The sequence below is a fragment of the Neorhizobium tomejilense genome (genome assembly GCF_964254135.1).
Classification (GTDB): Bacteria; Pseudomonadota; Alphaproteobacteria; order Rhizobiales; family Rhizobiaceae; genus Neorhizobium; species Neorhizobium tomejilense.
In genome coordinates this window covers 3,135,303-3,148,335 of the sequence record NZ_CAXUSO020000001.1, presented here as the reverse complement: position 1 = coordinate 3,148,335, position 13,033 = coordinate 3,135,303, and the positions used below count along the sequence as shown (strand labels likewise).

The window sequence follows — 13,033 nt, the reverse complement described above, 5'->3', positions numbered from 1 at the left end:
GTTCCCGTATCCGAGAGTGACCAGCATGGCAGAGAAGATCATCATCGATACCGACCCCGGCCAGGACGACGCTCTGGCCATCCTGTTGGCGCTCGCCAGCCCGGAAATCGAGGTTCTGGGGATCGTCGCCGCCGCAGGCAACGTGCCATTGTCGCTGACGACGAAGAACATCCGCAAGATCTGCGAACTGGCAGGCCGTCCCGACATCAAGGTATTCGCCGGCTGCAGCCAGCCGATGACCGGGCCACTCGTTACCGCCGAACACGTGCATGGCGCGACCGGCCTCGACGGTGCCGATCTGCCCGAGCCGACCATGCCGCTTCAGGAGCAGCAGGGTGTCGATTTCATCGTCGAGACGCTCGCAAGCGAACCGGCCGGTACCGTCACCGTCTGCACGCTCGGGCCGCTCACCAATCTCGGCAAGGCTTTGACCCGGGCGCCCGAAATCGCCGCTCGTATCAAACAGATCGTGCTGATGGGAGGCGGGCTGTTCGAGGGCGGCAACATCACGCCGGCAGCGGAATTCAACATCTATGTCGATCCGCAGGCCGCGGCCGTCGTGTTCGGTTCGGGCGTGCCGATCGTGATGATGCCGCTCGACGTCACCCACAAGACGCTGACGACCCGCGCTCGCGTTGCCGCCATCCAGGCGATCGGCACGCCGCTTTCCGACGCCGTGGTCGGCTGGCTGGATTATTTCGAGCGCTTCGACGTGGCGAAATACGGCAGTGACGGCGGACCGCTGCACGATCCGAACGTGATCGCCTACCTCGTAAAGCCGGAGCTTTATTCCGGCCGGCTCTGCAACGTGGAGATCGAGACGGAGTCGGAACTCACCAAGGGCATGACGGTCGCCGACTGGTGGGGCGTTTCCGGCCGGCCGAAGAACGCGATGTTCATGCGCGATGTCGATGCCGACGGTTTTTATGCGCTGCTGACTGAGCGGCTCTCATGGTTCGGCCGCGCGGAGAACGCGGCTCCGCCGAAGCTGCGGCTGGTCTGATCAGTCGCGCTTCCGCGGGATGATCAGCGCGTCGAGGATGCGCACGCCTTTGCCTTCGGGTAATACCGCTACCGGATTGAGATCGATAGCCTCGATATCGTCGCCGTATTGCGCGGCGAACTCGGAGAGCCTGACCAGCAACTCGGCGAGTGCCCTGCGATCCGCCTTCTGCCCGCCGCGATAACCTTCCAGCAGCGATGCCAGTTTCGTCTCGCCGATCATCGCGTCGGCGCGGGCAAGGTCGATCGGCAGGAGGGCGAAGGCGCTGTCCTTCACCAGTTCCACCAGCACCCCGCCGATGCCGACCACGAGGCCGAAACCGAAGGGTTCGTGACGCACGAGGCCGACCAGTGCCTCGACGCCGCCCGTCACCATTTCCTGCACCGAGACGCCGCGCAGATCCGCATCCGGGGCGTAGGCACGGGCGCTGGCGATGATGGCGGCGAAGGCGGCGCGGGCTTCCGTTTCCGAACCGATGCCGAGTTTCACGCCGCCGGCGTCGGTCTTGTACAGAATATCCGGCGACTCGATCTTCATGACCACCGGGAAGCCAAGTTTCCGAGCTGCTTCGGCGGCTGCATCGGCCGTCGTGACAAGCTGCTCCCGCGGAACCGGCAGACCCGAGGCCGCGAGCAATGCCTTGGCTTCGCGTTCTGTCATGGCGGCCGCGGGCGAAGTGTCGGCGGGTGAGGTCCCGGGAGCCAAGTTACCGGCGGGCGCAGAGTTGCGGTCCTGTGCCGTGGCGCCCGGCCACGAGATGCCGTGTTCGCGGGTGATCAGGCTGCGGACGGCTGTCAGCGCGCTTTTCGTGCCGCGCAGCACCGGCACATTCGAAAGCTTGGCCTCGACATCCGGGTGATGGCCGGAGGAGAGGTTGCTCGTGAACACGACCGGTACTTTGCCCGTCTTGGCATAGTCGGAAACCGCCTCGGCGATGCCGAGATATTCGGAGGCGCAGAAATCGTCGAGGCCAGCGGGTGCATCCTGCGTTGCCACGATCAGGCCGATCGACGGATCGCTGGCGAGCGCATGCAGGACATCGCGATAGATCCCCCCGTCCGCGAAGACGACGCCGGTCGTGTCCAGCGGGTTCTGGGGTGTGGCAAAGGGCGGCAGCAGCGCCTCTAACCGGGCGGCCGTTTCGGGCTGCAAATCCGGCAGCGATAGGCCGACCTCATCGGCGATATCGGAAACATGGGCCACGCCGCCACCCGAGACGCCGACGATGGCGACGCCCGGCTTGGCGGGCCGGTCCTTCAGGTCCAGGCAGAGGGTCGCCGTTTCCATGAAACCGTCCATATCCGGCACTTCGATGATACCCACACGGCGGAAGAAGGCGCGGTAGGCGTCGTTGCTGCCGGCGAGCGAACCGGTATGGGCGGCGGTCGCCTGGGCGCCGCGCTCGGAGCGGCCGGCCCGAAGCGCGATGACCGGCTTGTTGGCCGCATGCATCTTCTCCATCGCGGCCGCCAGTTTTTCAGGCTCGCGGATGGCTTCGATGACGATGCCGACGGCGCGGGTCTCATCGTCCGTTGCGAGGAATTCGAGATAGTCGGGAATATCGGTCGCGGCGCTGTTGCCGGAGGAGACGATGTGACTCAGCCCGAATCTTCCCGTATTGCCGAGCGCGATGGCACTGGCGCCGGAGTGAGAAAGGATCGCGAAACGGCCCTTTTCGAGATTGGTCGAGAGGCTGGAGGAATAGAGTGCGGCACCGGAGCTCAGGTTGAAGAGGCCGAGGCAGTTCGGGCCGCAGATCGCCATGCCGTAACGCTCGGCGATCTCGACCAATTGCTGCTGGCGTTCACGACCGGCCTCGTCAAGTTCCGCGAAACCGGAGGCCAGCACGACCGCCGCCTTGACGCCGGTGCTGCCGGCCTCCTCAAGGGCCGCGATCACCTTGTCGGCGGCAATGCCGATTACCGCGACATCGGGTGCATTGGTCAGTGCCGAGAGGGAGGGCGAGGCGGGAAGCCCGAAGATTGTCTCGGCCCTCGGATGCACCGGAATGATCTGTCCCTGATAGCCGAAGCGCATCAGGTTCTTCATCACATAGCTGGAGGAGGCGTCGGCGCGCTCGGTGGCGCCGACGACCGCGACGGAGCGCGGCGCCATCAGGGCTCGCGTAGCTGCTTTTGTGTCCATGGGCGTGTTGGCCGCCATGGCCAAAACCTCAGTCGAGGCCCTTGAAGGGGTCGTCGCGGAAGGCGAGATATTCCTTCAGCGACATCTTGGCGAGGTTTGCCATCCACTCGCGGCCCTGCCGGGTAACGTGGAGGGCGGCAATCGCCTCGATATTGTACTGGAACGACGGCATCAGCCCGGCAACCATCTGCTGGTTGTTGATCGAGGCCTTCGTGTATCTCAGTGCCGGCACCGGCATGCGGGCCAGCTTGCGGGCGAGGTTTTCGGTCTTTTCCTTGAGCTGGTCGGCCGGCACCACCTTGTTGATCAGGTGCATGCGCAGCGCTTCCTGGGCATCCACCATGTCGCCGGTGAACATCAGCCAGCGGACGTCGCGGGTGGCGAGCAACCAGGGCATCATCAGCGCCGGTGGGCCGGAATTGTGGCGCACTTCCGGTTCGCCGAACTTGGCGTTGTCGGCGGCGATCGCGAGATCGCAGCACATCATCAGCTCAAGTGCGCCGGCAAGCGCGTAACCGTTGACTGACGCAATGACGGGGATCGGCGCGCGCCAGATGTTGAGCAGGGCTTCGGCATTTTCCGACATGTCCACGCGCCAGAAGTCGATATCGACGTCGAAATCGTCGCCCTGGAGGTCGTAGCCGGAGGAGAAGGCGCGCCCGGTGCCGGTGATGACGAGCGCATTGACGTCCGGATCGGCGACGGCTGCGGCAACCGCCGCGTCGATCTCGCGGATCACCGTCTTGTTCATGGCGTTCATCTTGTCGGGGCGATTGATGGTGATCGTCGCGAACTTGTCAGTCAAATCCTTCTCGTAAAGGATCGTCTCGTAGCTGTTCATTTGCGGGTTCATGGGCAGTTCCCCTTGTTCTTGAACTATTTGCCGGCCTTCTTCAGCGCCGCGTAGGCGACGGCCATCTTTGCGGCGAGACGCGCGTTGTTCTTCACCAGTTCGATATTGGCCTTGAGGCTCTCGCCCTTGGAAAGCTCGTTGATGCGGGCGAGAAGGAAGGGCGTCAGTTCCTTGCGGCCGATGCCGCGCTCTTCCGCCTCGCGCACGGCGTCCGAGATCGTTCCCTCGATGAATTCCGGTGTCAAGGCCGCTGCTTCCGGGATCGGGTTGGCGATCAAGAGACCGGTGCCGGTGCCGAGTTGATGGTGCAGATACATGGCCTTGGCGATCTCTTCGGCCGTATCGAGCCGGTGGTCGGCCTTGAAACCGCTCTTGCGGGTGAAGAAGGCGGGGAAATCGTCGGTGCCATAAGCGATGACGGGGACACGCTGGGTTTCGAGATATTCCAGCGTCTTGGCGATATCGAGGATCGACTTGACGCCCGCGCAGACGACGGCGGTCCTGGTGCGGCCGAGTTCGGTCAGGTCGGCGGAAATGTCGAACGTTTGCTCGGCACCGCGATGCACGCCGCCGACGCCGCCGGTGGCGAAAATGTCGATGCCGGCGAGATCGGCCATCAGCATGGTGGCTGAAACGGTGGTGCCGGCCGACTGGCCGCGGACCATGGCGACGGCGAGGTCGCGGCCGGATGCCTTCACGACGCCCTTCGCCTGGGCCAGTTCTTCCAGTTCGCTATGTTCGAGGCCGACGCGCAGCTCGCCGTTGACGACGGCGATGGTCGCCGGGATCGCGCCGTTTTCGCGGATCACCGCCTCGACGCCGAGTGCGGTTTCGAGATTGGCGGGGTAGGGCATGCCATGGGTGATGATCGTCGATTCCAGCGCCACGACCGGGCCGCCGGCTGCGATCGTTTCGGCCACTTCGCGGCTCAGCTTCGGTTTGATGAGGGCCATTTCGGTATTCCTTAAATCGTTTTCGACCAGCCGATGGGTCAGCCGGCCAATCGGTGCATATTGGCTTCCAGGAAGCGTTCGGACAGGTCCGTATGGACGCTCGCGGTGCTTTCGGTGGTCAGCGTGCCGAGCAGCGCGCCGGTACGGGCGGCATTGTAGGTGTCCTCGCCGTGCAGGATCCGGTGCAGCGTGCCCGCGATCATCGCATCACCTGCGCCAGTGATATCGACGGGCCGGGCATGGACTGCCGGGAAGGTGCGGGCGCCCTCGGTGCCGGCAACCGCAATGCCGCGCGGACCCATGGTGACGACCGCCTCGCGCGCGCCTGCAGCCTGCAGGGCAAGCGCCGCCTCCTTGGCGTCGTCGATCGTCTCGTGCGCGTTGCGTCCGAGGATCGCGTTCGCCTCATCGATGTTCATGAACAGCAGATCGACGCCGGTGAGATCTTTCGGCAGGCGGGCTGCCTTGGGTGTCGAGACCGCGTCGATCGCCAGCCGGAAACGGGCGCCCTGACGTTTGGCGATCAGAGCCGAAAGCGTCTCAGCCGGCAGGTTGCAGTCGGAAAACACCCAGCTTGCGGCGGCGAGATGCGGCCAGATGCGCTCGATATGGCTCGGCAGCAGCAGGTCGAAAATGCTCATGTCCGCAATGCCGAGCACGAGGTCGCCCTTGGTGTCGAGGATGGCGGCATATTCCGCCGTCGGGCGCTCGGTCGTGGTGATGATCTGGCTGACATCGATGCCGCGGTCGCGCATGTGCTTGACGACGGCCCGTCCGCCTTCGTCGTCGCCGACGATCGACACGAAACTGGTCGTGGTGCCGAGAAGGGCGAGGTTTTCCGCCACATTGCGGGCAACGCCGCCGAGGCTGCGCACGCCGTCGACCGGGTTCGAAGTCTCGAAGACGAACTCCTGCTTGGCGCGATATTTGCGGTCGAGCACCGCGCCGCCGATGCAGACGGCGCGGGTTTCGGCCGGCATAACGTAACCGCGGCCGAGGATGTAGCCCTTCTGCATCAGCTGCACGATATGGGCGGCGACCGTCGAACGCGCCAGCCCGAGCATGGTGGCGATCTCCTGCTGGCCCGCGAACGGGTTGTCCTTGATGATTGCCAGGACGGCCGCTTCCTGTGGCGCAAGGTCATCCATGTTTCGTCGATCGTCCTTGGGTCGAAAACCGCATTGCAACTTCGTTCATTTTGATATGGACAACAACAGATGTTTTTGTCAACATCTGTTTGTCAGATGTGAATTGGAGGTAGGCATGTCCTTAACGAGCGCCAATCCTGCGTCATCCAATGATGCCGCTCCCGGCATTCCAGTGGTCGATGTCGGCCCCTTCATCCGCAACGAGGCAGGCGCTGCTGCCGTCGTGAAGACCATCGAAACCGCCTGCCGCGATACCGGTTTCTTTCTTGTGACCGGCCACGGTGTTTCGCCTGAGGTGACGTCGAGGCTCTACAATCTTGCCCGCGCCTTCTTCGATTATCCGCAGGACTGGAAGAAAACCCAGGGCCGCGGCGCCGGAGTTTTGGGCGGCGTCGCCTTTTCGCCGATCGCCGAGGAGGCGCTGGCCGCCACGCTCGGTATCAAGACGCCCGGCGACTACAAGGAAAGCCTGAACTTCGGCGAGAACCTGCCCGGCGACACCTGGCCGGACAGGCCGGATGGCCTGGAACAGGCGTTCCGCGATTATTTCAAGGAAATGGAAACCCTCGCCAAGCACATGCGCCGCATCTTCTGCCAGGCGATCGGGCTCGACCAGGACTATTTCGAGCCTTCCTTCGAAAACCATCTCTCGGCGCTGCGCGTCATCAACTATCCGGAACAGGAAGAATCGCCGCTGCCGGGCCAGATGCGTGCCGGCGTGCATACCGACTACGGCTTCATGACCATTCTGCGCTCGGAGGCCTCGGCCGGCGGACTGCAGGTGCGCAACCGCAACGGCGACTGGCTGGACGCCCCGTCGATCGAGGGCGCCTATGTGATCAACATCGCCGATGCCTTCATGCGCTGGACGAATGACGAATGGGTCTCGACGCCCCACCGCGTCGCCAATCCACCGACCGGTTTCAAGGGCACGGCCCGCCGTCAGTCGATCCCGTTCTTCCTCAATCCGTCGAAGGATACGGTGATCGAGTGCCTGGCTCCTTTCTTCAAGGGCGGTGCCAAATATGAGCCGATCACCTATGGCGACTATATCGACCTGAAGACGAAGCAGGCTTTTTCGAAAGGCTGATTACCGACCGATTTCGTGCGCAGAAGCGGAGAACCGCCGGCACAGCAAGGTCTCGAAAGACCGCAACAAGGGGAACTGAACATGATGGATTTCACAAAGCGGCAAACGCTTGCCGGAATGGGTGCACTCGCCGCGGCCGGCCTTTTCGGTCCTTCGGCGCGGGCTCAAGGGAAGGCGCTGGTCGTGCCGACGCTCGGCGGGGTGTGGGAACAATACTGGCGTTCGACCGTCGGTCCCGCCTTCACCAAGCAGACCGGCGCTGCCGTGACGCTCGACGTCGGCAACGGCCGCGTCTGGGGCGCCAACCTGCGTGCGGCGGGCGCCGCCAAGCCTCCCTATTCGATCGTGATGACCAACGAGGTTTTCGCCTCCGGCCTGCGCAAGGAAGGCTTCTTCGAGAAGCTCGATCTCACCAAACTCTCGAACTACAACGATCTTTATCCGCTCGCCAAGAAGACCGACGGCTGGGGCGCGATCGGCGCCGTTTCGCCGATCGGCATCGGCTACCGCACGGACCTGGTGAAGACCAAGCCGAAGTCCTGGAAGGATCTCTGGAACAACCCGGAATTCAAGGGCAAGATCGGCCTCTACAACTTCGCCAACAGCGCCGGCAAGATGGAGCTGCTGCTGTTTTCGAAGATCTTCGGCAAGGACCAGTATGACGTCGATGCCGGTTTCGCGGCACTCCAGAAGCTGGGCTCGGTGATCCAGGTGGATTTCAACATGTCGACCGGCCTTGCCTCCGGCGAAATTGTCGTCGCGCCTTTCGACTTCGGCGAGATCGCTCGCCTGCGCCGCCAGGGCCTGCCGGTCGACTGTATCATCCCGGAGGAAGGCATGTTCATGTTCGACCAGACCATCAACATCCTCGCCAACGCGCCGGAAAAGGAGCTGGCCTACCAGTACGCCAACTTCCTGCTGTCGCCGGAAGTGCAGGGGATGATGATGAAGGAGTTCTTCATCTCACCGACCAATTCCAAGGTGATCGTGCCGGCCGAGCTCAAGGTCGACGTGCCGGTTTCCGGCGCCGACATGGACAAGATCCTCACCTGGGACTGGGGCTTCGTCAACGAAAAGCAGGGCGAGCTCGCCGAACGCTGGGCGAAGACCATCAAGTGATTTCCCCCGCTGCGATCATGGTCTGCCTTCGAAAGCAGGCCATGATCGGCTTTTTTCGGGTCAGGTTCTTCAATTGGAAAGTGAAATTTCATGACAGAGGTTAGCATCGAAAAGCTGACCAAGGACTACGGGCAGGGTCCTGCGGTCAACAGCATTTCGATCAGGATCGCCGAGGGCGAGTTCATCTCGCTGCTCGGGCCGTCCGGTTGCGGCAAGACGACGACGCTGAAGATGATCGCCGGTTTCGAGGATGCGACCGCAGGGGCGATCCGCTTCGACGGCCGCGACGTGGTGCATGTGCCGGTCGAAAAGCGCGATATAGGCATGGTCTTCCAGAACTATGCGCTGTTTCCGCATATGACGGTCGAAAAGAACCTCGCCTTCGGGCTCGAGATGCGGAAGCTCCCAAAGGACGAGATCCGCACCCGCATCGCCAAGGTGCTGGATATGGTCCAGCTCACCGGTTATTCGGAGCGTTATCCGCGCCAGCTTTCGGGCGGCCAGCAGCAGCGCGTGGCGCTTGCCCGCGCTCTGGTCATCGAGCCGAAAATCCTGCTGCTGGACGAACCGCTCGCCAATCTCGACGCCAAGCTGCGCGAGGAGATGCGTGTCTTCATCCGCGACCTGCAACGCCGTGTTGGCATTACCACGGTCTACGTCACCCACGACCAGGCCGAGGCGATGACCATGTCCGACCGGGTCGTGGTGATGTTCGGCGGCCGCATCGCCCAGATCGGCACGCCCTCCGACATTTACGAGCGGCCGGCCAATCTGGAAGTGGCCGAATTCGTCGGGCAGGTGAACATCATTCGCGGCAAGGTCGGCAATCGCGTTGTTTCGACGGCCTTCGGCGATGTGCCGGTCAGCGGAGATTTCGCCGATGGCGCCGAGCTGATGCTGGCTCTGCGCCCGGAAGCGGTCGAGCTGTTGCCGATCAACACAGGCTCCACAGGGGCGCCGGCCAAGGTTCTGTCGAGCTATTATTCCGGCAGTCTCGTCGATTACCGGCTGGAGCTTGCTACCGGCGCCGTCGTCAACGTGCAGACGTTTCCGCGCACGCGGTTTGCCGATGGCGACCAGGTGCTGGTGCACGCGCCGTCCGACCGCTTCTGGCCGCTAGGGACCGTGGCATGATCGTCCCGCCCGGAAAAAGGTTCGGACCGCTGCTGCTGATCGCGCCTGCCGCGATCCTGCTTGGCGTGTTCCTCGTGCTGCCCTATCTCAATATCGTCGTCATGAGCTTTCGTATGCCGGGACAGGGCACGCCTTACGGGCCGGGCTTTACGCTTGGCAATTACGGCAAGTTCTTCTCGGACTTCTTCTATGTCCAACAGGTGATCAACACCCTGTGGATCGGCTTCCTGACGACCTTCATCTGCCTGGTTCTCGGTTATCCCGTCGCCTGGCAGCTTGCGCGCGGCGCCTCGACCTTCCGCGCGCTGGGTTATGCGCTGGTGCTCTCGCCACTGCTTGTGGGCATCGTCATCCGCAGCTACGGCTGGACGATCCTGCTCGGCAATAACGGCATCATCAACCGCACGCTGACCGGCTGGGGGCTGATCGATGGGCCGCTGCCGCTGATGTACAACGCGCTCGGCATCATCATCGCGCTGGTGCATGTCTTCCTTCCTTTCATGATCCTGCCGATCATGAGCGCCATCCAGGGCATCGATCCGTCGCTCGAAGCGGCCGCCCGGTCGCTGGGCGCGTCGAAGGTCACCTCCTTCCGGCGCATCACCCTGCCGCTGTCGCTGCCGGGTATCCAGGCCGGCTGCATCCTCGTCTTCGTCCTGTCGCTCAGCGCCTATGTCACCCCGTCGCTGATCGGCGGCTTGCGAGTGAAAACCATGGCGGTGACGGTGGTGGATGCGCTGATCGATACGTTCCAGTGGCCGTTCGGTTCGGCGCTGGCGCTGATGCTGTCGGTGACCGGTGCGATCTTCGTCGTCATCTTCGGGCGGCTGACCGTCATGAAATGGAAGGCATAGAGACATGTCGAAACCGTTCTTCACCGTCTATTGCCTGATCATCTACGCTTTCCTGCTGGCGCCGATCGCGGTCGTGGTGATCGCCTCGTTCAATGCCGGGGCCTTCCTTACCTTCCCGCCTCAGGGGCTCTCCTTCCGCTGGTATCTCGTGTTCTTCAACAACGAGGTGTTCATGCGGGCGATCCGCACCTCGCTATGGATCGCGACGCTGACCATGGTGATCTCCGGCATTATCGGCACGATGGCGGCGATGTTCTACGTGACCCATGCGGGAAAGCTTAAGGAAACGGTGCGGGTTGCCATGCTGGCGCCGCTGCTGCTGCCGGAAGTGCTGACGGCGATCTCGCTGCTCTTCTTCGTCTATTCGGTTGGCCTCGGCACGCAGAACCTGGTCGGCATGATCGTCGGCCACGTGCTGATCACGCTGCCCTTCGTGTTCATCAACGTGTCGGCCTCGATGGAAAGCTACGATCCGGCCTGGAGCCTTGCGGCGCAGAGCCTCGGGGCAGGGCGGTTCACGCGTTTCCGGCGGATCATGCTGCCGCTGATCAAACCGGGCGTCATCGGCGGCTGCCTGTTCGCCTTCATCATCTCGTTCGACGTTTTCACCATCTCCTTCATGCTGAAGGGGGTCGGCATGTCGACGCTGCCGATCCAGCTGTTCGACTACCTGCGCACCAACTTCACGCCGGAAGCTGCGGCCGTCTCGACCTGCTCGATCGTGCTGACGATGGCGGTGGTGGTCATCTCGGAAAAGGTGCTGGGCCTGCGCATTCACCGGTTCTAGGCGGTTCTAGTAGAGCTTGCCTCGGGCGGTGACAGGCCACAGCGCCTCGACGCGGCCATTCCGGACGCAGACATACCAGTCGTAGAGATTGCAGGTCGGGTCGCAATGGCCGGGCACGAGGCGCAGCCGGTCGTTGAGTTTCAGCGTATCCTGCGGGTCCTCGATCTTGCCGTGCTCGTCCGAGGCGCTGACGAACTTGAGGTCCGGGCGTTCGAACACCGTCGGCAGGCCGCTGTCGATCGAGTGTGCCTTGAGGCCCGCATCGCAGATGGCGCGGCCGGAGGCAGGCTTGCTCATGATCGAGGTCAGCACGAACAGCGCATGTTCGAAACCGCCGACCGTGCCGTTGCCTTCAGTCGAGCGGACACGGGCGTAATCCGCATCCATGAAGATGTAGGAGCCGGGCTGGATCTCGTTGTAGACGCCGGAGGCGCCTTCGAGATTGTGTGTGCCGGTGCCCGCGCCGGTGACGATTTCCGGATCCAGCCCTGCGTCGCGCAGCAGCTCGGCCGTCTCCCGCGCCATGCCGATCGCCTTGTCGATCGCGGCGCTGCGCTCCACCGGATCGTAGATATGCTGGGCGTTGCCGTGATAGGCCTGGATGCCGGTGAAGGTGAGGTTCGGCGCTGCTGCAACGGCTTTCGCCAGTTCGACGGCCGGTGCGCCGGGCAATACGCCGCAGCGGCGGGCGCCGCAATCGATCTCCACAAGCACGTCGAGTGTCACGCCATGCCGGACGGCCGCTTCGGAAAGCGTGGCGATGACTGCGGGGTCATCGACGCAGACCGAGACATGGGCGCTCTTTGCGAGCCGCGCCAGCCGATCGATCTTCTTCGGATCGGCCACCTCGTTGGCGACGAGCACGTCGGTGACGCCGCCGCGAACCAGCGCTTCCGCTTCGGATACTTTCTGGCAGCAGATGCCGACGGCGCCGCCGTTCTCGATCTCGTAGAGCGCGACATCCGCCGACTTGTGGGTCTTTGCATGCGGGCGAAGCCGTACGCCCATCGCCCCGGCATAAGCTTTCATCCGTTCGACATTCCGCTCGAAGGCGTCGAGATCGATGATCAACGCCGGCGTCTGGATGTCGGCGATCGTGTCACCGACTGAGGCGGGCAGGTCATAGCCGATGTCGAGGTCTTTGGGAGAAGAGGTCATGAGATGGGTCCGCAATCAGATGGCGCGACGATAGGTTCGCCGCCGCATCCAGGCAATCGTCCGCCTGCAATTTCGTTCAAGATCGATGTGACGCTCTCCGATAGCTGTGGGAAAACATCTCGAAAGGATCGCCCATGAGCCCGGAATTCCTGATCACCTCCTTCATCGTCGTCGCATCGCCCGGTACCGGCGTGCTGATCACGCTCGCCGCCGGGCTGTCGCGAGGCGCGCGAGCAAGCCTCATTGCCGCGCTCGGCTGTACGCTCGGTATCCTGCCGCACATGATTGCGGCGGTCTCGGGCCTTGCAGCACTGCTGCATGCCAGCGCCTTGGCCTTCGAGATCATCAAATATCTCGGCGTCGCCTATCTGCTGTTCATGGCCTGGCAGGTCCTGAAGGAAAAGGGGGCGCTGACGGTGGAGGCGGACAAGACGCCGAAATCCGTTGGCCAAGTCATCGTTTCGGCTATCCTTGCCAATCTGCTCAACCCGAAACTGTCGATCTTCTTCTTCGCCTTCCTGCCGCAATTCGTCAGACAGGATGAGGCTGCGCCCGTCCTGCGCATGACCGAGCTCAGCCTCGTCTTCATGTTGATGACCTTCGGCGTGTTCGTCCTCTACGGGCTGTTTGCCGCCTCGGTGCGGAACCACGTGATCTCGCGGCCGAATATCCTTGCCTGGATGCGCCGTATCTTCGCGGGCGCCTTCGTCGTACTCGGCGCGAGGCTTGCACTTTCGGCGCGATAGTTATTACCTGCCGCGTAATTGAGACGATGCAGCCGCTCCGGCA

At 63.1% G+C, this 13,033-nt stretch carries 12 protein-coding genes; 7 read left to right on the top strand and 5 right to left on the bottom strand.

The genetic code is table 11. From position 1 onward, the window contains the following. Positions 1-25: 25 nt before the first annotated feature. The gene (locus ACSQ3G_RS15970) at positions 26-1,003 is read left to right on the top strand and encodes a nucleoside hydrolase (protein WP_436110721.1); all 978 of its coding nucleotides are present in this window, start codon (positions 26-28) and stop codon (positions 1,001-1,003) included. Here ACSQ3G_RS15970 and ACSQ3G_RS15965 read toward each other — a convergent pair whose 3' ends face one another. Genes ACSQ3G_RS15965 through ACSQ3G_RS15950 form a run of 4 tightly spaced genes read right to left on the bottom strand, consistent with a single transcriptional unit; the run spans position 1,004 to position 6,102 of the window. Continuing rightward, positions 1,004-3,118: an acetate--CoA ligase family protein gene (locus tag ACSQ3G_RS15965; RefSeq protein ID WP_436110720.1), complete on the bottom strand. Its 2,115-nt coding sequence runs from the start codon at positions 3,116-3,118 to the stop codon at positions 1,004-1,006. A 58-nt stretch (positions 3,119-3,176) separates the two neighbouring features. Continuing rightward, on the bottom strand, positions 3,177-4,001 hold the full coding sequence (locus ACSQ3G_RS15960; protein WP_436110719.1) for an enoyl-CoA hydratase/isomerase family protein: 825 nt from the start codon (positions 3,999-4,001) through the stop codon (positions 3,177-3,179). A gap of 23 nt (positions 4,002-4,024) precedes the next feature. Continuing rightward, on the bottom strand, positions 4,025-4,954 hold the full coding sequence (locus ACSQ3G_RS15955; protein ID WP_436110718.1) for a pseudouridine-5'-phosphate glycosidase: 930 nt from the start codon (positions 4,952-4,954) through the stop codon (positions 4,025-4,027). Positions 4,955-4,992: 38 nt separating this feature from the next. After that, positions 4,993-6,102 (bottom strand): carbohydrate kinase, encoded by a 1,110-nt coding sequence (locus tag ACSQ3G_RS15950; RefSeq protein WP_105403067.1) that lies wholly within the window; start codon positions 6,100-6,102, stop codon positions 4,993-4,995. A gap of 115 nt (positions 6,103-6,217) precedes the next feature. Here ACSQ3G_RS15950 and ACSQ3G_RS15945 point away from each other — a divergent pair, with 115 nt between their 5' ends. The 5 genes from ACSQ3G_RS15945 (at position 6,218) to ACSQ3G_RS15925 (ending at position 11,086) form a co-directional block, all read left to right on the top strand. Further along, a complete protein-coding gene (locus ACSQ3G_RS15945) occupies positions 6,218-7,192 on the top strand; it encodes an isopenicillin N synthase family dioxygenase (RefSeq protein WP_436110717.1) in 975 nt (324 codons plus the stop codon). Positions 7,193-7,273: 81 nt separating this feature from the next. Further along, positions 7,274-8,311 carry an ABC transporter substrate-binding protein gene (locus ACSQ3G_RS15940; RefSeq protein WP_436110716.1) on the top strand — a complete coding sequence of 346 codons (1,038 nt, stop codon included), beginning with the start codon at positions 7,274-7,276 and terminating at the stop codon, positions 8,309-8,311. A 90-nt stretch (positions 8,312-8,401) separates the two neighbouring features. Continuing rightward, positions 8,402-9,445 (top strand): ABC transporter ATP-binding protein, encoded by a 1,044-nt coding sequence (locus ACSQ3G_RS15935; protein WP_436110715.1) that lies wholly within the window; start codon positions 8,402-8,404, stop codon positions 9,443-9,445. Next, positions 9,442-10,299, top strand: coding sequence for an ABC transporter permease (locus ACSQ3G_RS15930; protein WP_436110714.1), 858 nt, complete (start codon positions 9,442-9,444; stop codon positions 10,297-10,299). The genes ACSQ3G_RS15935 and ACSQ3G_RS15930 overlap by 4 nt, the downstream gene beginning before the upstream one ends. A gap of 4 nt (positions 10,300-10,303) precedes the next feature. Further along, the gene (locus tag ACSQ3G_RS15925) at positions 10,304-11,086 is read left to right on the top strand and encodes an ABC transporter permease (RefSeq protein ID WP_038545831.1); all 783 of its coding nucleotides are present in this window, start codon (positions 10,304-10,306) and stop codon (positions 11,084-11,086) included. Between the two features lie 6 nt (positions 11,087-11,092). On the opposite strand, the gene ACSQ3G_RS15920 is transcribed toward ACSQ3G_RS15925, so the two are convergent. Beyond that, on the bottom strand, positions 11,093-12,244 hold the full coding sequence (locus tag ACSQ3G_RS15920) for a DSD1 family PLP-dependent enzyme (protein WP_436110713.1): 1,152 nt from the start codon (positions 12,242-12,244) through the stop codon (positions 11,093-11,095). A 134-nt stretch (positions 12,245-12,378) separates the two neighbouring features. Here ACSQ3G_RS15920 and ACSQ3G_RS15915 point away from each other — a divergent pair, with 134 nt between their 5' ends. After that, a complete protein-coding gene (locus tag ACSQ3G_RS15915; protein ID WP_436110712.1) occupies positions 12,379-12,990 on the top strand; it encodes a LysE family translocator in 612 nt (203 codons plus the stop codon). Positions 12,991-13,033: the final 43 nt, after the last annotated feature.